This is a genomic window from Nocardia abscessus NBRC 100374 (assembly GCF_000308455.1).
Classification (GTDB): Bacteria; Actinomycetota; Actinomycetes; order Mycobacteriales; family Mycobacteriaceae; genus Nocardia; species Nocardia abscessus.
On the sequence record NZ_BAFP01000117.1, the window covers coordinates 49,767 to 70,901 of the forward strand.

Consider the following 21,135-nt stretch of genomic DNA (forward strand, 5'->3'; position numbering starts at 1 on the left):
CGCGCAACCCCGACCTGGATAGCAGCGTGCCCGGCGCACCTTCCCCATACCTGATGCGCGCCGGGAGCCTCGAACGTGAACTCATTTCACCACATTCACATCAGAACCGCTAGACCCAGGAGAAACACGTTTCACATTTGCCCCAGAAGCAAACGTCGTACCGATACTCAGGCGACGCCGTCGATGCGCGCGGCGACGTCGATGGTGCGCATCGCCGGATCGGCCAGCTCTTTGCGGATCACCGCCGCTACCTGCGCCACCACCTGCTTCTTGATCCCGGCGAGCGCACCGAGGGCGGCTGCTCGCGCGCCGTGCGCGGTGAACTCCATCCGGATGTCCGCCGGGTTCGGCGGCGGCACATCGATCACCACGCGCAACGGGTCGGCGGCGCGGGCGGTGAGCACCAACGGCACCTCGACGTCGGCGCGATAGCGATTGGCTTTCAGCACGTCCACCGTGATGTCCAGGCTCACCGGCAAGATCAGGTCGAACGCGACCGGGTCCGCCGCTCGGTCCGCCAGTCGCGGTATCCGGACCGCGCCGCGGACGGTCACCACGACACCGGCACGCGGCCCCGTCCGCAGCGGCCCGACCTCGATCGGCCGGCCCGCCAACCGCTCCACGACGTCGTACACCCGTTCGCGCGTCACGATGCGGGAGAAGAATCGATGACCGAACTCGCCGTAGCCGATCCAGTCGAACGCGGTCTTGTCCCGATGCGGCGAGCGCTTGCGCGCGACCATGGCCTCGACGTCGAACACCAGGCCGCGGCGGGTGTGCGGATCCGCCAGCATGGCGTTGACCCGGGAGGCGACCTCCCGCTGCACAACGCCCGCGATCGGGTCGAGCAGCCATTCCCATGACGAGTCCACCGCTTGGGCGCGCAGGACGAAGCTGATGTCGCGCTGGGTGATCGGCGGGATATCGATGACGATGAGCACGGGTTCTGCGGTGCGGGCGTGCAAGGTCAGATCTATTTCGACCCTGGCCTCCAGGCGCAGCTTCCGGCCACCGAGCAGCACCTTCAGCGTGAGCGACACCGGGACGGTGACCTCGAAGGTCACGCGTGGCCCACTGTCCAGGACACGCGGAGTGCCGACCTTCCCCTCGGCGACGAAACCGGCGAGCCCGGCCGGGCCGATCGAAACCGGACCGATGGTGATGCCGCGGCCCGCCATGCCCGAGACGGCGGACTCGATCCGCGCGGCGTTCACGGCGTGTGTGACGAAACGCTCACCGAACTCGGCGTAGTCGATCCAGCCGGGCGCACTACCCGCGTCGTCGGTCGGATGCATCAGTAGTCCCGGAACCCTCACCTCTCGATGGACACCCGACACGGTACGCGACCGATCTTGCCCCGCCCCGGAACGCGCTGCTGTGCCCGAGATCCCCGTCCTGCCGATGAGGGGGAAGCAGGGCGGGGACCGGCGACGGCGCTGCCGGGCGCCGCCGTCTCCATCGTAGGACTATTCGGCACGCCGTTTCACCCGCATATCGGACAGCATCGGCTGCGGGAGGCGGGGCGTCACAGTCGTCCGAAACCGACCACACCGGGCAGATCGGCCAGGGCGAGCCGGTGGATGCGGACCTCGTCGAACTCGTTGCCGCCTATGGTGGTCACCTCGCCCGCGTCGGCCCACAGGACGATGTTGGTGTGCTGCCCGTACGGACTGGACTCTCCGTACAGCAGCACGTCACCGGTGCGCGGATGGTAGCCCGACCCGATTGTGGAGAACCGTCCGTTGCTCTCGTAGTACTCCTGCAGCGTGTACACGCCGGGAATCCGCCACGAGCCCGAATTCGGATTGGAGAGCGGCACGCCCGCCTCGCGAAACACCCAGCTGACGAAGTCGGCGCACCATGCCTCGTCGACCCCCTCGGCGTATTTCGTCCCCGCTCCCGGATCGTTGAATTCGCGCTCGGCGACCGCGACGATCCTGGCCTGAGTCGGATCCAGCGCCGACCGATCGAGGGCAGGGAACTCGGTGAGACGGTCCTCCCCTACCGCCGGATCGCCCCAGCGGTCCTGCCACGAATAGACCCCGGCGACTGCGGCGGTGGCCACACCGAGCGCCACCAAGACGAGCGCGATCCACCGACCCGACTGTGCTCCCGATTGTCGTCTCATCGCCCCCGGTTCCTCCGTACTGCCGACTATCGACCGTACCGAATTCAACACGCGAACCCGCCGAACAGTTCCGGCCGCACCCCACGGTAGGTTTCGATTCCGCGGTGACCGGGCAACCCCTACGAGCCGAAATCGTTTACGGCACCGGGACAACCACGCTAGTCTCCGAAGAGACCAGCCGATGGGGAGGTACGGCCCTGGACACGCTGTGGACATTCATCGTGCACCGGCGGCACCAGTTGCTGGTCGACTCCTACCTGCACGTCTCGGCCGTGGTGCAATCGGTGCTGCTGGCCACGGTGGTCTCGGTGCTGATCGGAATCCTGGTCTACCGCAGCCCGCTCGGCTCCTCGATCGCCTCCGCACTGGCCGGCGCGGTGCTCACCGTTCCGTCGTTCGCGCTGCTCGGCCTGCTGATCCCGTTCCTCGGCCTCGGTGTCGCACCGACGATCACGGCGCTCGTGGTGTACGCGCTGCTGCCGATCATGCGCAACACCATCCTCGGGCTCGCCTCGGTGGACCCCGCCGTGACCGACGCGGCGCGCGGGGTGGGGATGAACCGGCTGCGCGTACTCGCCCGGATCGAACTGCCGCTGGCCTGGCCCGCCATCCTGGCCGGAATGCGGGTGAGCACCCAGCTGATCATGGGGATTCTCGCGCTCGCCGCCTACGCCAAAGGCCCCGGGCTCGGCAACCTGATCTTCTCCGGACTCGCGCGCCTCGGCAGCCCGAACGCGGTGCCGCAGGCTCTGGTCGGCACGATCCTCGTCGTCGTGCTCGCCCTCGTGCTCGACGGGATCTACGTCCTGATCGGACGGCTCACCACCTCGAGGGGAATTCGTGACTGACACCGAAACCATCGGCGGCGCCGCCGCATCGGTCGTCTCCGGCGTCGAGATCGTGCTCGACTCGGTGACCAAACACTATCCGGGACAGCGCGATCCGGCCGTAGACCGCGTCTCGCTGACCATCCCGGCCGGTGAGATCGTGGTCCTGGTCGGGCCGTCCGGCTGCGGCAAGACCACCACCATGCGGATGATCAACCGGCTGATCGAGCCCACCTCGGGCACCATCACCATCGACGGGCGCGACGCGGCCACGATCCATCCCGACCGGTTGCGCCGCGGCATCGGCTACTCGATCCAGCAGGCGGGCCTGTTCCCGCACCTGACCGTCGCGAAGAACGTCGCGACCGTGCCCGGCCTGATCGGCTGGGACCGGCGGCGCATCGCGGCACGGGTCGAAGAGATGCTGGAGCTGGTCGGTCTGGATCCGGACACCTTCCGCGACCGCTATCCCCGCCAGCTCTCCGGCGGCCAGCAGCAGCGGGTCGGGGTGGCCAGGGCGCTGGCGGCCGACCCACCCGTGCTGCTGATGGACGAACCGTTCGGCGCGGTCGATCCGATCACGCGGGGACTGCTGCAGGACGAGCTGCTGCGACTGCAAGGCGAACTCGGCAAGACGATCGTCTTCGTCACCCACGATTTCACCGAGGCGGTCAAGCTCGGCGACCGCATCGCCGTGCTGGGTGACCGATCCCGGATCCTGCAGTACGACACGCCCGCGGCGATCCTGGCCGACCCGGCCGACGAGACGGTCGCCGGTTTCGTCGGCGCGGACGCCTCGCTCAAACAGCTCACGCTGACCCGGGTCCGCGACGTCGAACTCGGCGACTGCCCCACCGCGACCGAGCAGGACCCGGTCGAGCAGCTGCGCGCCGCCCTCGCGGACCGGGACTGGCCGTGGGCACTGGTGCTGGACGCTCAGCGCCGCCCACGCCGGTGGGTTTCGGCCGAACAGCTGGCGCACGCCGCGTCCTTGCGCGACGTCGGATCGCCGGTGCCGGAGACATTGTCGCTGAAATCGACTCTGCAGGACGCGCTCGAGGCACTGCTGACCTATCAGAACGCGACCGCGGTGGTAACCGGGACGCGCGGCGAGTACGCCGGGCTGATCACCATCGACACCCTGATCGGCCATCTGTCGGCCCTGCGCGCCGAGCACGGCGCCGACCACACCGCGGCGGACGGCGCGCCATGACCACCGCAGCGTCACCCGCCGCCCAGCGCAGGGCCGAGCGTATCCGGCTGGTCGCCCAGCCCGCGCTCGTGCTCGCGCTCACCGCGGGCGTGCTGGTGTGGGCGTATGCCCGCGACCTCACCGTCACGCAGCAGGCCAGCCTGAACGCGAGCAACGTCGCGACCGTCACCTGGCAGCACGTGCTGATCACCGCGACCGTGGTGCTGATCGTCGTCGCGGTGGCCGTCCCGCTCGGCACCGTGCTCACCAGGCCGGGATTCCGCCGCCTCGCACCGGTTTTCGTCGGCATCGCGAACATGGCCGCGGCCGCACCGGCCATCGGCCTGATCGTGCTGTTCTATCTGGTCACCCGCACCACCGGCTTCTGGATCGGTGTGGCGCCGATCGCGCTCTACTCACTGCTTCCGGTACTGCGCAACACCATCCTCGGCTACCAGCAGGTGGACCGGACGCTCATCGACGCGGGCCGCGGACAGGGGATGTCGGCGGCGACGGTGCTGCGGCGCATCGAATTCCCGCTCGCGGTGCCCTACATCCTGGCCGGGCTGCGCACGTCGCTGGTGCTCGCGGTCGGCACCGCGACGCTGTCGTTCCTGGTGAGCGCGGGTGGGCTCGGCATCCTGATCGACACCGGCTACAAGCTGCGCGACAACGTGACCCTGGTGGTCGGCGCGGTGCTCGCGGTGGCACTGGCCCTGCTGGTGGACTGGCTCGGCGCGCTCGCCGAAGCATTCCTCGGGCCGAGGGGGCTGAAATGACCCTAGCGTGGCGCACACTCGCGCTGGCGCTCGGTATGGCACTGGTGGCCGCGTGCGGGCTGCAATCCGGCGGCGCGGTGCCGCTGCGGGTAGGTCCGGGCAGCATCGGACCGGTGCCCGAGCTCGAGGGTGGGCGCATCACGGTGGGCTCCAAGGATTTCACCGAGCAGAACATCCTCGGGTATCTCATCGAGTTCGCCCTCTCGGCAGCGGGCGCCGACGTGCGCGACCTGACCAACATCCAGGGCTCCAACAGCGTGCGCGACGCCCAGCTGCACGGGCAGATCGACATCGCCTACGACTACACCGGCACCGGCTGGATCAACTACCTCGGCAACGAGACGCCGGTGCCGGACGAGATCGGCCAGTTCGAGGCGGTTCGCGACGCCGACCTCGCCGAGCACGGCATGGTGTGGGCGGCGATGGCGCCGATGAACAACACCTACGCGCTGGTCATGAGCGCCCGGACCGCGCAGGAGACCGGCGTGCGGACGCTGTCGGACTACGCCCGGCTGGTCGACACCGACCCGGCCGCCGCGTCCATCTGCGTCGGCACCGAATTCAACGTCCGTCAGGACGGATTCCCCGGTCTGACCCGCAAATACGAGATCGACGCGGGCAAGGTGCGCAAGCAGATCGTCCAGGACGCCGTGGTCTACCAGGCGACCGCCGACGGCAAACAGTGCCGCTTCGGCTCCGTCGCCGCCACCGACGGACGTATCCCGGCGCTGAATCTGATGCTGTTGCAGGACGATCGCGGCTTCTTCCCGAAGTACAACGCGGCGCTGGTGATGCGCGCGAGTTTCGCCGAGGCGCATCCGCAGGTCGTCACCGTGCTCACCCCGATCTCGCAGCGCCTCACCAACGAGACCATCACCGAGCTGAACCGGCAGGTCGACGTGGACGGACGCGAACCCGCGGACGTGGCGCGGGATTGGATGGTCGCGCAGGGTTTCGTCACCCCGCGCTGACCCTTGGCATACACGGGTTACTGGGCTGGGCGAGTGCCGGGAACCGCCCCGCCCGGTCAGCACGGTTCGGCCCGCTACACCCACGGTCGCACATGCCGAACCCGGAGACGCAGGACCACGGCGACGAACACTCGTCGCTGTTCGGGTTACCGCGTGACCGACAGTTGCCGGTCGCCGCACCGGGTGGGCGACCGGCAAACCACCTACCGGCACTCAGGCGCGCGGCTCACGACCGAGGTAACGCAGCAGGGCCGCGACGGCGGTGCTGTCGGCCGGTCCGTCCACGATCGCGGCGTACGCGCCCCACTGGCGCAACGGTTCTACGATCTCGGCCGCCTCGCCGCTCCCCGGCGCCGGATGGATCGCGCGTGCCGCGGTGAGCAGGTGACCGGCCAGTTCGTCGGTCAGCGGCGAGGGCTGGCCGGTGGCGACCGCGATGTCCCAGGCGTGCACCGCGGCGTCCAGCGCGCACATGACCGCGGCGACCGGGGTGGCGAGCGCGCCGTGCGGCAGCGGCGTCGGCACGGTCTCGGTGGCGTCGTCGACCGTGGCCCAGGCGACGGAGGTCTGCTCGACCGCCTCGCGCACCAGTTCCGATGCGATCCCGTCGATCGCGCCGGAGGGGGCGAACGGGTTGTACGCCGGCCCGGCGCCGATACCGAGGAACTCGGCGAAGGCCAGCTGATCACCCGCGGCGTGCTGAACGACCTGCGTCACATCCCATTCCGAGCACGGGGTGGGCAGGTGCCACTGGTCCGCGCCGACGCCAGCGACCACGGTCTCCAGCGCGCGGTAGGAGTCGGTGAGCACATCGCGCCAGACGATCTGCAGGGCGGTGGAGGTGGCGTTCATGTCGGAGCCTTTCGCTTCGTTCTTGCTGCTGACATCAGCCTATGTGGCAATTAGGCTAGTTTTGTTCCTAATAGGCCGAGGAGGAAAAAGTGGCGTCGACCACGACCCGTCTGTTGCGGTTGCTGGCGCTGCTCCAGGACCGCGCGCACACCGGGCGCGAACTCGCCGAGCGCCTCGGCGTCACCGATCGCACGCTGCGCCATGACATCCAGCGTCTACGCGAGCTCGGCTACCCGGTGCACGCCGCACGCGGCGCGATCGGCGGCTATCGACTCGGCCGCGGCACGACCATGCCGCCCCTGCTGCTCGATGACGACGAGGCGGTGGCCGTCGCGGTCGCGGTCGGGCTCGCCGAGGACGGCTCCACCGGCATCGCGGACATCGCCGAGCACGTCACGAAAGCCCTGGGCAAGCTGGATCAGATCCTGCCGAAACGCTTGCAGCGCAAAGTGTCCGCGCTGCGCGAAGCGACGGCGATCGGCCCGGCCACCACCGGATCGCGCGAGCCGGACGCGCCGGTTCCCGCCGCGGTGCTCACCACCCTGGCCGGCGCCATCCGCGACGGTGCGACGGTCCGGATCGCGGAAGCCGGAACCGGATCCTCCGTCGAGATCGAGCCGTACCGGCTGATCAACTGGCAGCGCCGCTGGTATCTGGTCGCCTACAGCTTGGCAGACCACACCTGGCGCGCGATCGCGCTGGCCGGAGTCCTCCGCGCCGAGCCGGGTTCCCGCCGTTTCGCCGCCCGCGCACTCCCCGACGACGATCTGGTCGCTTTCGTCATGCGCCACATCGCCACCACGGGGTGGAAGGTGCAGGCTCGGGTCACCGTGCTCGCGCCCGCCGAGACCGTCGTCGCCCGGATCAACCCCGCCGTCGGGGTGGTCGAGGCAGTGGACGCGGACACCTGCGTCCTCTACACGGGCGCGGACGCACTGGAGACGATCGCCATCTACCTGTCCATGCTGATGATGGACTTCCGCGTCGACGGCCCACCGGAACTCGTCGCCCATATCCGCACCCTCGGCCGCCGGTACACCGCTGCCGTCGCGGACGCCTGATTTCGAGGACGACGTCAGGAATGCCCGGTGGTGGTCGCCGCGTCGGCCGTCTTCCGCATCGGGATCAGCGCGGTCATCGCGATGGCGGCCAGCGCCGCCGCCATCGCGATGAGGAAGGTGGTGTGGAACCCGTCGCGCGAGGGCAGCAGGTGCGGGCCGAACTGGATGGTCATGTGCGCCAGCACCACGCTCATCACCGCCGCCGAGGTCGAGGTGCCGATCGAGCGCATCAGCGAGTTCAAGCCGTTGGCCGCCGCGGTCTCGGTGATCGGCACCGCGCCCATGATCAGCGCGGGCATCGCCGCGTACGCCAGACCGACGCCGCCCGCGACGATCACCGAGGCGAGCACGATCTCCCAGACGCTGTTCATCAGGACCACCGCGCACAGGTAGCCTGCGGCGATCACCGACGACCCGAGCGCGAGGGTGACCTTCGGTCCCCGGCTCGCCGACAGCCGCGCCGACACCGGGGAGAGCAGCATCATCACGAAACCGGTCGGCGCCAGCGCCAATCCCGCGCTGACCATGGACAGCCCGAAGCCGTATCCGGTCTGCTCCGGCGCCATCAGCAACTGCGGGAAGGTCAGCGACATGCCGTAGAGCGAGAAACCGACGGCGATCGAGGCGGCGTTGGTGAACAGCACCCTCGGGCGCGCCGATACCCGCAGGTCCACCAGCGGCGAGCGCCGGCGCAATTCGAAAGCGCCCCAGCCCAGGAACACCACGACCGAGACAGCGAACAGGCTCAGGATCGGCGCGCCGGCCCAGCCCCAGTCCGCGCCCTTGGTGATCGCCACCAGCAGCGCGAGCAGCGCGACCGACAGCCCGATCGCGCCGCCGAAATCGAACCGGGCGGGCGTGCGTACCGGCGACTCCGGCACGAACGCGAAGACCAGTGCGGCACAGACGACGCCGAGCCCGGCCGACGTCCAGAACAGCACATGCCAGTCCGCGTTCTGCGCGATGGCCGCCGCGACCGGCAGGCCGATCGCGCCGCCGACGCCGAGCGTGGCGCTCATGATCGCCATCGCGGAACCCACCCGCTCGGCGGGCAATTCGTCCCGCATGATGCTGATGCCCAGTGGAATGGCCCCGACCGCCGCACCTTGCAGGGAGCGTCCCACGATCTCGGGCAGCAGCGTGGAGAACGACGCGCAGACCACCGAACCGGCCACCAGCAGAAGCAGATTCGCGAACAAGATGCGGCGCTTGCCGAACATGTCGCCGAGACGGCCGCTGATCGGGGTCGCCACCGCGCCCGCCAGCAGTGTGGCCGTGACGACCCAGGAGGCATTGGACGCCGAGGTGTGCAACAGGGCGGGCAGCGACGGAATGATCGGAATGACGAGCGTCTGCATCAGCGAGACGACGACACCGACCATGCCGAGCGTCGCGATGAGCAGCGCCGGCGCGGGACCGCGCCGATCGCCGGGACCGGAGACGGTCGAGGACGCGTCGGCAGCTACAGTCACATATGCACGGTACATACCATGTGTATGGTGCACAATTTGATCTCGGCGTGATGCGCGCGACATAGTGGGGCATGTCCGATTTCGGCCCAGGCGACAGCGCAGCGCTGACCCGCCTCGCCTTCGAACTCTCGCTGCTGTCCAGGCACTTCCCGGCCGCCCTGCTACGCCGTCCCGGCTTCCGGCTCGACCGCTCGGCATATCTGATCCTGACCAGGCTGGAACTGGACCACCCGCTGAGCCTGCGCGAGCTTTCCGAAGCGTTCCGCTTGGACATTTCCACGATCAACCGTCAGGTCGGCGCCATGCTCAAACAGGGGTTGGTCGACCGGGTACCCGACCCCGACGGCGGCATCGCCCGCAAGATCCGCGCCAGCGCCAAGGGATTGGACTTCCTGGCCTCCGACCGCCGGCAGAGCCGCCAGGGTATCGGTGCGGTGGTAGCCGAATGGAGCGACGCCGACGTCGATCAGTTCAGCAGGCTCATCGCGCGCTTCAACCAGTCGGTCGAAGACCGAGAGGACAACCCATGGCCCCGCCCGCAGGGGCTGGCGTGAGGCCGGATCGAACGGTCACGCCGCGGCGTACACGCCAGGGGTGATGCCGTAGCAACGCCGGAACCACCGGGTGAGATGGGCTTGGTCGGCGAAACCGGCGGCGGTGGCCGCTTCGGCGACCGGACGGCCCGCCGCGATCAGCCCCCTGGCCGCGCGCAAACGCAGAAGACGCTGGTAATCGCTCGGCGCGAGGCCGTAATTCGCCCGGAACGCGCGGTACAGCGCGAACCGGCTCGCGCCGCTCGCCTCGACCAGGTCGTCCATGGAGAGCGGGTCGAGATAGCGGTCGTCGAGGACGGCGCGCACGCGACGGGCGACGGCCGCGTCCGGCCGGGCCGTCGAGCGAACCCGGGGTCGGCGCGCCCCGCGCTGCACCAGCGCCGCGACCGAAGCGGCCAGCGCCTCGTCGGCGGCGAGTGCGGTGGCCGGGCCGGTCAGGCCCGCGCAGAGGCGGCGTAGCGCCGAGGTGAGCACCGGATCGCGCAGCACCGGGTCGGCGAACAGCGGCAGCCCGGTCGGACGGCCCGCCTGATCGGACAGCAGGTCGGTGACCAGCTCGGTGCCGATGTGCACGATCGAGTAGGTGAAGCCCTGCTCGGTGGTGCTGTGGCCGTTGTGCGGCTCGTCCGGGTTGAAGGCCATCACCATGCCCGCCGCGCTGGTCCGCGCGGCGCCGCGGCAATCGAAGCTCTGCGCACCGAACTCGGTGAAGCCGAACGAGTAGGTCTCGTGGCTGTGCGAGTGATAGACGTGCCGCTCGAAGTGCGCGTGCATCAGTTCCACCGGGCGGTTCGGCATTCGCCGGTACCGCACCCACTCACCGTCGGCCACCGTCCCATTGTGCGCCGCGCACCAGCGTTCAAGACCGCGGGGCGGTGGGTCAGCAGGATCGGATCCGTGCGAATCCGATTGTTGCTGGTTGTGGTCATGGCGTTATGGGGCAGCGCATTCGCGTGCTCGAAACTCGCGATCCGGGAGATCCCGCACGAGGTGGCGGGATTCCTCCGCTTCTTCCTCGGCGCCGTCGTTCTGCTCGTGGCCCTGCGTATGCCCAGGATCGCGGTACGGGACTTCGGGCGTGTGGCGGCGCTCGGGCTGGTCGGCGTCTTCGGCTACAACTTCCTTTTCTTCCTCGGCCTGGCCATGGCGCCCGCCGCGGACGGCAGTGTGATCGTGCCGATGGCGGCGCCGGTCATCACCGTCGCCGTCACGGCCGTGCTGACCCGCACCCGGCTGCCGCTCGCGCGCGCCGCCGGGATCGCCGTGGCGGTCTGCGGCGGGGCCGTCTTCTTTCTCGGCATTCCGTCCGGCGGTGGCCACCGGCTGCTCGGTGACCTTCTCTTCCTCGCCGCGGCCGCGTGCTGGGCGTGCTACACCATGCTCGGCGCCCCGGTCCTGGCCCGCCTCGCGGCCCCTGCCGTCACCGTATATGCCACGGCCATCGGCGCTTCGGCACTGGGCGTGGTCGCGCTGCCGCACCTGTCCGGCGTGGCATGGTCCGAACTCGGTGCCGGGTTCTGGCTCAACCAGGCGTATCTCGGTGTCCTGCCGACCGCGCTCGCGTACGTCCTCTACTATCGCGCGGTCGGCGAGGTCGGCCCGGCGACCGCCGCCTCCGCCATGTTCCTGGTTCCCGCCTTCGGCCTCGCCTGTGCGTGGGTGCTGCTCGGCGAATCCATCGCGCCCGTCCAAGCGCTCGGCGCCGCACTGATGTTCGCCGGAGCATGGCTCAACACCCGCGACGGCAAGCCGCGTGCGGCCGTCGTGCCTCCGATCGAACCGGATGCCGACGATTTGCCTCCGTCGCCCTCCCCACAGTCGTGCAGAGCGTGAGCGAGCTCGTCGTCTACCTGACCCTGATCGGGCTCGTTCTGCTCCTGCCTGCGCTGATCGTCAGCCCTGGATTGCGCAGGTGGGGGAAGAAGCGGTGACAGCGCCTGACGTAGTTCGGCTAGCCGCCGCAGACCTGCCGGTGCGCATTACGCAAGGCGACCGCGAGCGGCTCCTGCGACAGGCCGTAGGGGTCGATGCTGTTGCGCACCACCCAGATGGCTCCGCCGACCACCAGGCACAGCGGAGTGGGTGGCTGCGACGGCGGATTCGCCTGCGCGATCGCCGTTCCCCCTGCCATGAACGAACCGGCGATCACCAACGCCGCGAGCATTTTTCGCATCGTGGAGTCCTTTCGTCGCCGCACAGCGTACGCCGGATCCTTCTACCGGGCCGAGGAATTGCGTACTGATCTGCCTGCCCGACGGCCGCGCCCATCCCGGCGCGGCCGCCACCGTCATCTGCCCCGACATCCTGCGCCGCTACGCCCACGACGCGAGCTTCGCCGACGCGCAGGTGCTTCCGATCGCCGACTTCGGCTTCTGGCGCTGCTATCGCCCGACCCTCTGAGCGCGCCCCGTCGAGACGAGCCGAACGCCGCAAGCGTCACGCGGTATAGGGATGTTCGGCGCGGGCCGACCGCAGCGCCCGGCCCCACCAGACCAGCTGTCCGAGCAGTTGATCGGCGGCGGCGACCGGCATTTCCGGATCCGTCGGCTGTCCCGCGGCATCGAATCGCCTGCCTGCGTCGTGGAAGCTCACCGTGTCGCGCACGGTGACCGCGTGCAGTTCGGCGAAGACGTGCCTGAGGTGCTCCACGGCACGCAAGCCGCCGGAGATGCCGCCGTAGGAGACGAATCCCACCGGCTTGGCCCGCCATTCGGTGTAATGCCAGTCGATGGCGTTCTTGACCGACGCCGGATAGCTGTGGTTGTACTCGGGTGTCACGACGACGAAGGCGTCCGCCGCGGCCAGCCGCGGGCCGACCGCTGCCAGCGCCCGCGCCGCCTCGGGTTCGGGATGGTGGGAAAGACGGTCCGGCAGCGGAGTTTCGGCCAGATCGACGACGTCGACGCTGACGTCATCGTGCCGGTCGGCGTGTTCGGCGAACCATTTCGCGACGGTCGGGCCGAAGCGGCCCGTACGAGTACTGCCGATGATGACGGCGAGCTGGATCGGATTGTCAGGCATGGCGCGTTCCCTTCGATACGTTTCGATACGGGAACAGCCTCAAGCCTGAACAAAGGTTTAGGTCAAGTCGGCACGGATCGCCGGTCAGACCTCCAGTTCCTCCTCGATGCCCTTCAGACGGTGCCTGGCCATCGCCAGGTTCGCCCGGCCCCGGTCCAGCGCCAGGTAGAGGAACAAGCCTTTGGACTTGCGGCCGGTCATCGGCCGGATGATGTGGTACTGGCCGGACAGCGTGATGAGGATGTCCTCGATCTCCTCCTTGAGACCGAGTTGGTCCATGGTGCGCATCTTGGCGCGCACCACCTCGGTGTTGCCCGCGCCCGCGACCTGGAGATCCAGGGACTTGGAACTGCCGAGCATGCCCAGCGCCATGCCGCTGTTGTAATCGACCACGGCGGCGCCGATGGCGCCGTCGATCACCATCATGTCTTTGAGTGCCAGATCCATATTGGACATATCTGTTCCTTTCAGTGGGTTTTCGTTGCTTGTTCGCTTCCCGCGTCGGTCGCTACCGGCGTCAGCAAGTCGGCGATCGCGCGGGCTGCCGGGCGGGATTCCAGATGCAGCCTGCCGATGTTCACCTCGGGGGCGGCCAAGACGGTCAGTGAGGTCCAGCCCGCCGCGTAGATCACCACGTGCCCGCCGGTGCCGTGCACCACGACCTCGCTGAACCCGCCGCCGTGCGCGGTGCCGGCCAGCCGGTGCGAGAGCGACAGCTGCGAGGCGGCCATCGCGGCCATCCCGTTGGGCTCGATCTCCGGAGGCAGATCGTGGGCGACCAGCAGCCCGTCGTTGGACGCCACCAGCGCGCCGGTCAGCCGCGGGACCCGATCGCGCAGTGCCTTCAGTTCCGTGAGCACCGCCGCGTTCGGTTCGGGTCCGGACATCGCCACCTTGGTCAACCTTCCCATCAAATCGCCGAGCCGTTTCTTCCGCGCGGTCACGCGAGCTCCTTCAAAGCCGCTTGCAGGCGGACGAGCAGGTCGCGGTCCGGCGGCTCCGAACGATCGGCGACGGGGACCGGCGCCGAGTGCCGCCCACGGCGTCGCGGAAGCCGTCCCGGCTCCGCGAGGGCCCGCGCGACCGCTACGGGCTCGGCGGTCACCGGCGCGAGCACCGCCGGCTCGACCGCCGTGGGAGCCGACATCGCGACGGGCGGCTCGATCAGCCCCGCGGCGGTCAGATCCCGCACCGCGACCAGACATCCATAGGTGGTGCGGCCGAGTTCACGGCCGATCCCCGCGACGCTGCGTTGGGCGTCGGCGGCGGCCAGCACCTCGGCCTGGCCCCCGGTGAGCATCACGCGCCGTCGCCGCACCCGGCGAACCGGGACGACCGGGACGCGATCGACCAGATCCGCGGGCCACGGCCCGGATTCCGGATCGCCGCGCCGCGCGCACTCCTGGACGAGCGCCCGGGGCGTGATGTGGCAGACGGGGGCGAGCCAGTGCGGTGGCGCGGGCCGGAATTCCGGAACGGCGGGCGTGGCCAGCAAGAAGTAGGCGGCATCGAAAACCGACAGCATCGCGAGCGTTTGCAGCCGTGGCCGCCCCAGCACACGACCGGGATCGCCCGACCCGGCGCGCCGCCAGTCCTCGGCGGTCGCCACCCCTGCCTCGACGACCAGCCGGTCCAGCCCGGTGGTGCGCCTGCAGTCGGCGGAAACGATCGCTCCTTCGGCGAGATGAAACGCACCGTCGCCCGCGTGCAGCACCCCTGTACGTCCTTCCTGTTCCAGCCGCCGCAATTCGACCGCGAGTTCAGGGCTCATCGCCGTCCTCGGCCATTTCGTCGAGAATTCCGCGGAGCTGGTATCGCGCCATCGCCAGATTCCCGGTGTCCTCGTCGAACAGCACGTGCACGAAAAGCCGGCCGTCGAAATCGCCGTTCACCAGGTTCAGCAGGTGATATCCGCGGGTCCCGCAGACGATGATCTCGGTGACGTCGTCGCCGTCGGTGGACAACGCCGGACAGGCGAGCACCGCGCGCACCACATCCGTTGTGGCCGCGGCGTCTTCGTGCTCGTCCACGAGGTCGTGCCTGCCGTCCGCGGCGATCGCCAGACCGCTCGCGCCGTCCACCAGCGTCACACTGCGCGCACCCGGAATATCCATGATGCGTTTCAGAGAGCCGTCGATACCGATCACGCGCCACCACTTGTCATGGGAGGGGTTTACGGTTTCCAGACGCTACACACGGGCGCCGCGGGCTGTACAGCAAATCGGGGAGAAATTTCCGGTAAAAATGATTCTTCCTGGCAGCGCGGAATAATACCCTTCGGTATTCAATACCTTTTGGTATTCAATACCCGTCGGTTTTTCCCTGGCAACGCACCGGATCCGGCCACAAAAAGTCCTCGATACGGCCACTCGTCTGCTCCGGTGCCACTTACGCGACACGACTGCGACTATTCACGCACGGCCACGCGCCGCCGGAACCACACGGGCGCGGGAAGTTTCCCGCTGCGCGCCACGGCTCTACATGAGGGGCCCGCGCGGCCGACAGTGACCTCGCAGCAATTACAGGATCGGCGACATGCGGATACGGACGCGGACTCGGCCGCGCCGCTGGACGACGAGAGGTCAGCCGCCGGTGATGCCGGTGGAGATCTTGACCACGACCTTGTCGTCGGTGACCTCCTGCACCGTGACGGTGCTCCCGTCGGCGGTCTGGGTCTCCCCGACCGGGACGGTGACTTCCTGACCACCCACCGACAGGGTGACCAGGTTGCCGTTCACGGCAATGAGTTTCGCTTCGATACCCACGATGCTCGCTCTGGCGTCCACACCGCGGGCGAAGGTCACCGTGCAACCGCTCACGGTGCAATCGGTCTTCGTACCAGGACCTTCCGTCGTGCAGGCGGCCACGCCGAGCGGAGTCACCAAGGCGAACAAGGACACTGCGACGAGCCGGCGAAGAACCACCCGCTCAGTGTAGAGCCGATCGCCGTCCCCGTCCGGCGCATCCGTTTCATGCGACGGACACACCGTCCGTCGCCGACGCCGCTGCCCGGCGAGTGCGAAATTCAGCGCCTGCCGCGCAGGTAGTCGCTCACCACGGCGGCGCCGAGACCGTCCAGGTCCGGCGCCACCACGCGGCCGCCGCTGCGACGGGCCATCAGATCGACGAACGCGGCCAAGCGCGGGTCGTCGCCGAGCATGAACACCGTCACCGACGCGCCCAGCTTGGCCAAGGCGTCGACCTGCGCCATGGTCACGGCCAGCGTGCGCGGCTCCGGCGGCCAGTTGAAATAGGCCTCGCCATCCGGCTCCAGATGCGCCGTAGGCTCGCCATCGGTGACCACGAGCACCACCGGCACCGCGTCCGGATGCCTGCGCAAATGCGCCGCCGCCAACAGCAGCGCGTGGTGCAGATTGGTGCCCTGCTCCCACACCCCTTCCAGCGCGGTCAGTTCGCCGATGTCGACGGTCGTGGCGTGCCTGCCGAAGGTGATCACGCTCAGCGCGTCGGAGCGGAACCGGGTGCCGATCAGGTGGTGCAGCGCGAGGGCGGTGCGCTTCATCGGCACCCACCTCCCGTCCTGCACCATCGACCAGGACGTATCCACGCACAGCGCGACGGCGGCCCTGGACCGCTGCTCGGTCTCCATGATCTCGACATCGGACACCTCCAGCGTCACCTGGCGGCTGCCCGTCGACGCCGATCGCAGCACGGCATTGCGCACGGTGCGCGACACGTCCCACGGCTCGGTGTCGCCGAATCGCCATGCCCTTGACCCGCCTGTCGGCTCGCCTGCCGCACCGGCCCGGGCCGTGTCCCGTTCACCACGCCGGGACCGCAACCGCCCGACGACATCGCGCAGCGCCACCTCGCCGAGCCGCCGCAAAGCCTTGGGCGTCAATCGCAATGAGCCGTCCTGCGCCCGCTCGAAGATGCCTTGCCTGCGCAATTCGCGCTCCAGCTCGGCCAGCCGCGCCGCGTCCACGCCGGCCTCCGCGCCGAGGTGGCGCGCCAACGCCTCCAGGTCGATATCCTCCAGCCGCGCACCGGCGTAGGTCTGGCCGAGTTGCTCGGCGAGTGCGTCGAGTTCGGCGAGATCCTGCAGAGCCTGCGCGCCCGCGCCGAGTCCCAGCGGGTCCTCGCCGCGGAAGGGCCGCCCGGAATCCCAGTCCTCGTCCGGGCGCAGCGCGCGTAGATGCGCGTCCAGCGCGGCAACCTGCTGGGCGATCCCGGGATCGCCGAACGCCTGGCCGATCAGCTCGGACAACTCCGCGCGCTGCTGCTCGGACATCGAATTCATCATCCGCTGCGCGGCGGCCGCGCGGGCGGCGAGCGCGTCGATCAATTCCTCGGTGTCGCGCGGGTTCTCCGGGAAGAACTCGCCGTGCTCGGCCATGAACTCGGCGAACCGCTGTTCGGTGTCCTCGCCGCGCGCGTGAGCGGCGAGCAGGTCGTTCAGGTCCGACATCATCCGACCGACCCGCTCGACGTCCTGCGGCGTGGTGTTCTGCAAGGCCTGTTTCATGCCTTGGAAGCGCGATTCCAGCAACTCGCGGCCGAGCAGGTCGCGGATCTTCTGATAGTTCTCGCGGCCGGTTTCCGACCGCCAGGGGTACTCGGCGAGTTCGGTGACGGCGGCGGCCGTGCTCGACGGCAGCGCGTCCAGCTGCGCCTCGGCGAACCTGGCGTCGTCGGAGGGGTCGGGGAACAGCGCGCCGCGCTCGGCGTCCAGTGCCTGTTCCAACAGTTCCCGGACCTGCTGCAACGTGCCGTCGAGCCGGTGGCGCCGGGAGATCTCCGCGCGGCGCTGCCACAGCTTGCGCGTCAGCTCCTCCAGCCCCGGCATGGTGCGGGTGCCACGGCGCAACAGCTCTTGCAGGGCGTTGCGCGGCGAGCTGCCCTCCATCACGTCGCGACCGATCCGGTCCAGGGCCTCCCGCAGGTCGAGCGGAGGCGCCAAAGGATCGGGCCCGTCGTGGTAGGGGCCGTAGGAGTAGCGGTCGGGCGTCGTCACGACGCCTCGCCGGGAACCACGGCGGTCATCGTCCGTACACCGCCGTGCCGTCGTCGGAGTCCTTCGCGATCTGACGGGCCAGGTAGAGCGCCTCCAACGCGAATTCGACGGCCGAGGCGATCCGGGGCGGCGGATCGGCCGCGTCGACGCCGAGCCGTCCGGCGACCTCGTGCAGGATCGGCAGCTCGGGCAGCGCCGAGAGCACGTCCTCGCCGGGCACGCGTTCACCGGTGGTGACCAGGTGCCCGTCGCCGACCGCCTCGGCCAGCGGCCGCAGGTTCAGACCGCCGAGCAAGGCCCGCGCCGTCTCGGAGAACGAGCGGCGCAGCAGGTGGGTGAGATGTTCCTGTTCCCGGCCCTCTTCGCCGGACTCGAACTCCAGCTTGCCGCGCAGCACCGCGGGCACGGATTCGAGGTCGACCGGACGCGCGACCGCGGGACGCTCGCCGGTGACGGCCGACCTGCGCAACGCCGCCGCGGCCACCGTTTCGGCGGCGGCGACGGCGAACCGCGCGGAGACGCCGGACCGCTGATCGATCGCGGACGACTCGCGCAGCTGCCGCACGAAACGAGCGAGCACCTCGATCAGCGGATCGCCCACCTCGGCCACCAGCTCGGCCTCCTGACGGACCAGAGCCACCTCGGCCTCGACGCTGAGCGGGTAGTGGGTGCGGATCTCCGCGCCGAACCGGTCCTTCAGCGGCGTGATGATGCGGCCGCGGTTGGTGTAGTCCTCCGGGTTGGCGGTGGCGACGAGCAGAACGTCCAAGGGCAGGCGCAGCATGTAGCCGCGGACCTGGATGTCGCGTTCCTCCATGACGTTCAGCAGCGCGACCTGGATGCGTTCGGCGAGGTCGGGCAGCTCGTTGATCGCCACGATGCCACGATGCGCCCGGGGCACGAGCCCGAAGTGGATGGTCTCGGGATCGCCGAGACTGCGCCCCTCGGCCACCTTGACCGGGTCGACGTCACCGATCAGGTCACCGACCGAGGTGTCCGGGGTGGCGAGCTTCTCCGCGTACCGCTGCGAGCGATGCCGCCACGCGACGGGCAGATCGTCGCCCAGTTCGTCCGCCAGCCGCCGCCCGACCGGGCTGATCGGATCGAGCGGGTGTTCGCCCAGTTCGGCGCCCGCGATCACGGGTGTCCACTCGTCCAGCAGGCCGACCAGGGAACGCAGCAGCCGGGTCTTTCCCTGGCCGCGCTCGCCGAGCAGGACGACGTCGTGCCCGGCGAGCAGCGCGCGCTCCAATTGCGGCACGACCGTCCGTTCGAACCCGACGATGCCAGGCCACGGGTCGGCGCCGGAAGCCAGCAGGGCGAGCAGGTTCTCGCGGATCTCGGTCTTCACGCCACGCGGCAGGTAGTCGGCCGAACGCAGCTCGCCCGCGGTGGTGGGCAGGTGTGCGGGAACTTTCACGGATTCGACGCTACGTCCATTCCGTCATCGGGTCGACCGGGAATGGACTTGCCCCAGCTAGCCCGCTAGCACGATGCGCGACCCGGACGGGCGTACGTGGAGTCTTGCAGGTTCAGGGCTGAGATCGCCACACTCCACGAGACAACACCGGGCTACCTATCGAATCGTGAGCTGACGTTCGCCGGCCGCGCGCGGCGCTGCCGTGACGGTCGTGTCGTCGGGCTCGTGCGGGATCGGTGACATGTCCGCGGCCACGACCGGTATGACCTTCTCCATCCGCGCAGGCCGATCGTTGTCGTCCGAGCTGGGCACGTAGTGCTGGGCCACGCCCGTACTGATCGGCTCCAGCGCCCGGGTATCCGGCTCGGAGTGCGTCTCGGCAGTCTCCGAGCGCACGGCGTGCTCCTCGGCCGCGCGCACGGTAACCGCCTCCGCCACGCGAGGGTGCGCTTCGGCGGCCTCCCCGCGCGCACCCTGCTCGTCGGCCGTCTCCGCGAATCCGGCGGGGCTCGGTTCGGGCACGGCAGCGGCGGGGCGCTCCCCCGGCTGCTCGGGCAACTCCGGCTGCTCGGGCGACTCCGGCTGCCTGCTGAACCGAATTCGGTCGAGCGTCTGGCGCACCGCCGCCGCCAATCGTGCATCCAGAACAGCCTCGTCCGGACTGGCCTCGGCAGGCGCTTGGGCACCGTTCTCGGCAACGGCGACGGGCCGTTCGATCGCCGGAAACGGCGTCGTGGCCAGCCACAGCTCCGTGAGTTCGGGCGCGGGATCGACGGCGGGCGCGGCGGTTTCGGGGGCAGGCTGCACCGCTGCGCTCCGTTCGTGCGGCGGCGCGTCGGCGGGCTGCGCCGAGACGGCGGCGCCCTCTGCGTTCGATGCAGGCTGCTGTGTGGTGGCAGGGTCGTGGCGAGCGACCGTCGGCGGCTCCATGAGAATGCTCGGCAGGATCTGGTTTCCGGCTCCACCGACCTGAGTGAGCGCCGCCAATCGCTCCTGGAGATCTTCGTGGTCCGGTACGGCGGCGGTCGCCTGCTCGATCGCGCGCCCGTATCGCTCCGCGACGAGCCGGTGGGTGACGAGCGCCACGCCGATCATGATCGGTGCGATCGCGTGGATCCCGATCCCGGCCAGGTCGCCTACCCGGAAGTACGGGAAAGTGTTCAGCGCGATGCTCGCCGTCAGCAAGACGCCCTCGACGGTGTAGACCTGCCACAGCCGATCGATCACACCCCACTCGGCGGTATCCCCGGTGGACAGCATCAGCGCGACGAGCACCGCACTGATCAGGGCTTCCAGGCCGTAGGACAGCCAGAACATCGGATTGGCCGCGCCGCCGGTCGGCGCGATGTTCTGCTGCACCGTGACCGCGGAGAACAGCATCGAGAACGCGACCACACCGGCGAGCAGCCCCAGCACCCGCGGCTTGCGCTGGTGCAGGCGAGCGACTTTCGCGTGCGGGCTACTGCTGTGGCGCTGCTCACCGATCGCCTGCGCGGCCCGAAGCAGGTCGGCGGCCTCGCGTTCGGCCAGCTCGGCGGCCGTGCGCCGCACCCGCTCCGCGGCGTCGGCGGCCGCCTGGATGCGCGCCCGTTTCTCGTGGCGTTCGTAGTCGCGCACCAGCTCGGCCAACTCGCGGGAGGCGGCGAGCTCCCGCTCCGACAGTGCTTCCAGTAGTGCCGGGTCGTCCTGGTGGGCCAACCGTTCATGCGCGATCTGCACCCGGTCCGGCAGCGCGCCTGCCACCAGGTCATCCACCGGCGGCGCCCCGGGGGGCGCCTGGGTCGTGAAACGACGGAACATCAGCAAAGAACCTTTCCGACGATCGAGTGTTCCAGACGCAGCGCGCCAGAGCTTCCTCGGCCGTCGAGCACTTCCGCCGAACC

22 protein-coding genes are annotated in these 21,135 nt (G+C 69.5%); 7 read left to right on the forward strand and 15 right to left on the reverse strand.

Annotation, left to right across the window (positions count from 1 at the left end):
- Positions 1–167 precede the first annotated feature (167 nt).
- Both ON19_RS24295 and ON19_RS24300 read right to left on the reverse strand, forming a co-directional pair.
- The gene (locus tag ON19_RS24295; RefSeq protein WP_043697431.1) at positions 168–1,295 is read right to left on the reverse strand and encodes a hypothetical protein; all 1,128 of its coding nucleotides are present in this window, start codon (positions 1,293–1,295) and stop codon (positions 168–170) included.
- A 230-nt stretch (positions 1,296–1,525) separates the two neighbouring features.
- A complete protein-coding gene (locus tag ON19_RS24300; RefSeq protein ID WP_043697434.1) occupies positions 1,526–2,128 on the reverse strand; it encodes a CHAP domain-containing protein in 603 nt (200 codons plus the stop codon).
- A 197-nt stretch (positions 2,129–2,325) separates the two neighbouring features.
- On the opposite strand from ON19_RS24300, the gene ON19_RS24305 reads away from it, so the two are divergent.
- Genes ON19_RS24305 through ON19_RS24320 form a run of 4 tightly spaced genes read left to right on the forward strand, consistent with a single transcriptional unit; the run spans position 2,326 to position 5,897 of the window.
- On the forward strand, positions 2,326–2,976 hold the full coding sequence (locus ON19_RS24305) for an ABC transporter permease (RefSeq protein WP_043697558.1): 651 nt from the start codon (positions 2,326–2,328) through the stop codon (positions 2,974–2,976).
- Positions 2,969–4,168 (forward strand): ABC transporter ATP-binding protein, encoded by a 1,200-nt coding sequence (locus ON19_RS24310; protein ID WP_051169251.1) that lies wholly within the window; start codon positions 2,969–2,971, stop codon positions 4,166–4,168. Before ON19_RS24305 ends, ON19_RS24310 begins: the two co-directional genes overlap by 8 nt.
- A complete protein-coding gene (locus ON19_RS24315) occupies positions 4,165–4,926 on the forward strand; it encodes an ABC transporter permease (protein ID WP_043697437.1) in 762 nt (253 codons plus the stop codon). Before ON19_RS24310 ends, ON19_RS24315 begins: the two co-directional genes overlap by 4 nt.
- On the forward strand, positions 4,923–5,897 hold the full coding sequence (locus tag ON19_RS24320) for a glycine betaine ABC transporter substrate-binding protein (RefSeq protein ID WP_043697439.1): 975 nt from the start codon (positions 4,923–4,925) through the stop codon (positions 5,895–5,897). The genes ON19_RS24315 and ON19_RS24320 overlap by 4 nt, the downstream gene beginning before the upstream one ends.
- Before the next feature lie 213 nt (positions 5,898–6,110).
- Here the strand turns inward: ON19_RS24320 and ON19_RS24325 are convergent, their stop codons facing one another.
- Positions 6,111–6,749: a TIGR03086 family metal-binding protein gene (locus tag ON19_RS24325; protein ID WP_043697442.1), complete on the reverse strand. Its 639-nt coding sequence runs from the start codon at positions 6,747–6,749 to the stop codon at positions 6,111–6,113.
- 89 nt (positions 6,750–6,838) lie between these two features.
- On the opposite strand from ON19_RS24325, the gene ON19_RS24330 reads away from it, so the two are divergent.
- Positions 6,839–7,810 carry a helix-turn-helix transcriptional regulator gene (locus tag ON19_RS24330; RefSeq protein WP_043697445.1) on the forward strand — a complete coding sequence of 324 codons (972 nt, stop codon included), beginning with the start codon at positions 6,839–6,841 and terminating at the stop codon, positions 7,808–7,810.
- Between the two features lie 14 nt (positions 7,811–7,824).
- Here the strand turns inward: ON19_RS24330 and ON19_RS24335 are convergent, their stop codons facing one another.
- The gene (locus ON19_RS24335) at positions 7,825–9,282 is read right to left on the reverse strand and encodes an MFS transporter (protein WP_227954627.1); all 1,458 of its coding nucleotides are present in this window, start codon (positions 9,280–9,282) and stop codon (positions 7,825–7,827) included.
- Between the two features lie 71 nt (positions 9,283–9,353).
- On the opposite strand from ON19_RS24335, the gene ON19_RS24340 reads away from it, so the two are divergent.
- On the forward strand, positions 9,354–9,836 hold the full coding sequence (locus ON19_RS24340; protein WP_043697448.1) for a MarR family winged helix-turn-helix transcriptional regulator: 483 nt from the start codon (positions 9,354–9,356) through the stop codon (positions 9,834–9,836).
- A 15-nt stretch (positions 9,837–9,851) separates the two neighbouring features.
- On the opposite strand, the gene ON19_RS24345 is transcribed toward ON19_RS24340, so the two are convergent.
- Positions 9,852–10,667, reverse strand: a complete 816-nt coding sequence (locus ON19_RS24345) for an AraC family transcriptional regulator (protein ID WP_043697451.1) — start codon at positions 10,665–10,667, stop codon at positions 9,852–9,854.
- 66 nt (positions 10,668–10,733) lie between these two features.
- Between ON19_RS24345 and ON19_RS24350 the strand changes: the two genes are divergently transcribed.
- Positions 10,734–11,669 carry a DMT family transporter gene (locus ON19_RS24350; protein ID WP_157229826.1) on the forward strand — a complete coding sequence of 312 codons (936 nt, stop codon included), beginning with the start codon at positions 10,734–10,736 and terminating at the stop codon, positions 11,667–11,669.
- A gap of 118 nt (positions 11,670–11,787) precedes the next feature.
- Here the strand turns inward: ON19_RS24350 and ON19_RS24355 are convergent, their stop codons facing one another.
- The 10 genes from ON19_RS24355 to ON19_RS43145 all read right to left on the reverse strand — a co-directional run bounded on the left by ON19_RS24355 (position 11,788) and on the right by ON19_RS43145 (position 21,052).
- Positions 11,788–12,009, reverse strand: coding sequence for a hypothetical protein (locus ON19_RS24355; protein ID WP_043697454.1), 222 nt, complete (start codon positions 12,007–12,009; stop codon positions 11,788–11,790).
- A 263-nt stretch (positions 12,010–12,272) separates the two neighbouring features.
- Complete coding sequence (locus ON19_RS24360) at positions 12,273–12,857, reverse strand: NADPH-dependent FMN reductase (protein ID WP_043697457.1); 585 nt, start codon at positions 12,855–12,857, stop codon at positions 12,273–12,275.
- An 84-nt stretch (positions 12,858–12,941) separates the two neighbouring features.
- Entirely contained in the window at positions 12,942–13,313 is a 372-nt protein-coding gene (locus ON19_RS24365; protein WP_043697460.1) for a hypothetical protein, read from the reverse strand.
- 11 nt (positions 13,314–13,324) lie between these two features.
- Entirely contained in the window at positions 13,325–13,801 is a 477-nt protein-coding gene (locus ON19_RS24370) for a roadblock/LC7 domain-containing protein (RefSeq protein WP_227954626.1), read from the reverse strand.
- Positions 13,798–14,628 (reverse strand): hypothetical protein, encoded by an 831-nt coding sequence (locus ON19_RS24375; protein WP_043697463.1) that lies wholly within the window; start codon positions 14,626–14,628, stop codon positions 13,798–13,800. The genes ON19_RS24370 and ON19_RS24375 overlap by 4 nt, the downstream gene beginning before the upstream one ends.
- Positions 14,618–14,971: a roadblock/LC7 domain-containing protein gene (locus tag ON19_RS24380; protein WP_220135733.1), complete on the reverse strand. Its 354-nt coding sequence runs from the start codon at positions 14,969–14,971 to the stop codon at positions 14,618–14,620. The genes ON19_RS24375 and ON19_RS24380 overlap by 11 nt, the downstream gene beginning before the upstream one ends.
- Before the next feature lie 468 nt (positions 14,972–15,439).
- Positions 15,440–15,781, reverse strand: a complete 342-nt coding sequence (locus ON19_RS24385; RefSeq protein ID WP_043697573.1) for a hypothetical protein — start codon at positions 15,779–15,781, stop codon at positions 15,440–15,442.
- A 101-nt stretch (positions 15,782–15,882) separates the two neighbouring features.
- Positions 15,883–17,832, reverse strand: coding sequence for a VWA domain-containing protein (locus tag ON19_RS24390; RefSeq protein WP_043697470.1), 1,950 nt, complete (start codon positions 17,830–17,832; stop codon positions 15,883–15,885).
- Between the two features lie 25 nt (positions 17,833–17,857).
- Entirely contained in the window at positions 17,858–19,252 is a 1,395-nt protein-coding gene (locus ON19_RS24395; RefSeq protein ID WP_043697473.1) for a sigma 54-interacting transcriptional regulator, read from the reverse strand.
- Positions 19,253–19,408: 156 nt separating this feature from the next.
- Complete coding sequence (locus tag ON19_RS43145) at positions 19,409–21,052, reverse strand: hypothetical protein (RefSeq protein ID WP_051169253.1); 1,644 nt, start codon at positions 21,050–21,052, stop codon at positions 19,409–19,411.
- Positions 21,053–21,135 lie beyond the last annotated feature (83 nt).